Below are 1,822 nucleotides of genomic sequence, written 5' to 3'. Positions count from 1 at the left end.
CTTTTAGTCGCGGCCCAGGCGGCCAGCAGAATGAACTCGGTGGTCGGCAAGCCGGGTACGACGATAGCGATCAGACCGATGCCCAGGCTGACGTAGGCCAGGAGGCCGAAGAGAATGCGGCTGAGTTGGGATGATGTTGGAGGGTTTCGGGTCATGTGTGGGGCCGCCGAAGACTGCGATCTTTTTGGGGCATCGGAGTTTTTTTGATCAGACGATCGCGGGCTTCGCCAACGCCTACAAGATCAATATCCCTGAGAGGGCTTTGACTGGGGTTTGGTACGGGGCGAGTGGGTGAACAGGTTGATCCGTTGCGAACGCAGAGCAGGACGTTGAGCAGTATCCTGAGTGGTCATGAGAAATCCTCGAGAAGAAATAGGAAGTCCTCACAGCGGGGCTGTTGGAGAACCGCGCAGTAAGGTGCAGAGGGTCGGATGTAAAAAAACAATGTGCTAGAAAGCTCTTCAAACTCAGCCCTGGGCGTGTAATGTTTCCTTAAATAGTCACTAGCATGCTGCAGGGTTTGTTTCTGCAACTTAGGAGAATTCACTATTTTTCGACCCGGCGCATTTTTTAACAGACTCGTGCTTTGTTAAATATAATTTTGTTCAGCCTGGCTACCGATTGTGTCCAACTAACGGCGAACTTGGACCTCGTCATGAAAGTTACACCGAGCTACATGCTCTAGTCTCGTCGAGCGACTTGAAACTGAGCGACTGCGCGGCGTTTCAATCATGGTTGGAACATTTGAAGGCCCCATTGATCCAAGTGATGAGGTAGATGGATACCTTCCATAATTTTTTCTCTTGTCAAACCAGGAATATGTTGATGAGTGGGAGTGATAGAGGTTTCGGTTCCATCCGCCGTATGACATTTGCTTACAGGGAATGAACATGCCATTGCTTCAACCTCTTGTAGTTAGGTGCAGCGAGGGCCGTGAGGGAACCTATTCACGCTCAATAACCACCTACGCAGCACTTCCCTGGACTTGGTACGCCAATGATTCCTTTGCTCAACATTTCGCAACCTGTCGGCTGCGTCGGCTTCGCGGGCCACGCCCATGAATGAAAAACACGCGGATAACGAAGCCGCAATGCAAGGAGTCTTAACTGAGGCATCATTCAGCCTCTAAGCAAAGATCGTCGGGTTAGTGAATTTGGGGGTTGTCGATTTAAAAGACGCTGAGCAGTTATTGCGCCTGCTGGAAGAAGACTTATTCTGTGAGTTCCCCCACATCCAAATCAGTGCATCGGCGGATGAGAAAAAAATCATTCTCTGGACACAGGAGCGTCTGAGTCAACTCGACTCGTCGTATTTGATAGCGTTGTTTGAAAGACTCATACGGCGCGCCGAAGAAATTTTAGAACGAATGAATGGTTAAGTAAAGCTGAGGGATTACCCAATCCATTCGCATCGCCTACACTCTGGGCTTTTGTTCTTAACGGTGTGTATTGACGCCAACAGATAATACCAACGCATAAGAGGTCGTGGATGATTGAATGGGAAGATGGTAACAATGTGCCCGCCACCGAGATCAATGCTCAGAATATTTCGCAGCTGGGTATTGATGTGCTGCTCTTCGGAGAGACCGGGACAGGGAAGGACACCCTTGCACAGCGAATCCATACCTTGTCTGGCAGAAAAGGCCGACTGGTGGCTATCAGCAGCGCCGCTATCAAAAGCGAGCTGTTCGGTGTGGTCAGCGGCGCCTACACCGGCGCTGAACGTTCTCGCATGGGTTACATCGAGGCCGCGCAGGGCGGCACGTTATATATCGATGAAATTGACAGCATGCCGTTCAATTTGCAGGCCAAGCTACTTAGAG

3 protein-coding genes are annotated in these 1,822 nt (G+C 50.5%); 2 read left to right on the top strand and 1 reads right to left on the bottom strand.

Annotated elements, in window-relative coordinates; translation table 11 throughout:
* Positions 1 to 155: DUF454 family protein (locus WLY71_RS30480; RefSeq protein WP_347806543.1), on the bottom strand; the 155-nt coding region annotated here is incomplete at its 3' end.
* 992 nt (positions 156 to 1,147) lie between these two features.
* Here WLY71_RS30480 and WLY71_RS30475 point away from each other — a divergent pair.
* A complete protein-coding gene (locus WLY71_RS30475) occupies positions 1,148 to 1,378 on the top strand; it encodes a CesT family type III secretion system chaperone (protein WP_347806542.1) in 231 nt (76 codons plus the stop codon).
* Between the two features lie 110 nt (positions 1,379 to 1,488).
* The coding region (locus WLY71_RS30470; protein ID WP_347806541.1) for a sigma 54-interacting transcriptional regulator at positions 1,489 to 1,822 on the top strand (334 nt) is incomplete at its 3' end.

Origin of the sequence: Pseudomonas rossensis (genome assembly GCF_039888995.1) — a bacterium.
Classification (GTDB): Bacteria; Pseudomonadota; Gammaproteobacteria; order Pseudomonadales; family Pseudomonadaceae; genus Aquipseudomonas; species Aquipseudomonas rossensis.
Note: the sequence above shows the minus strand (reverse complement) of the source record. Positions and strands in the feature narration are given on the sequence as shown.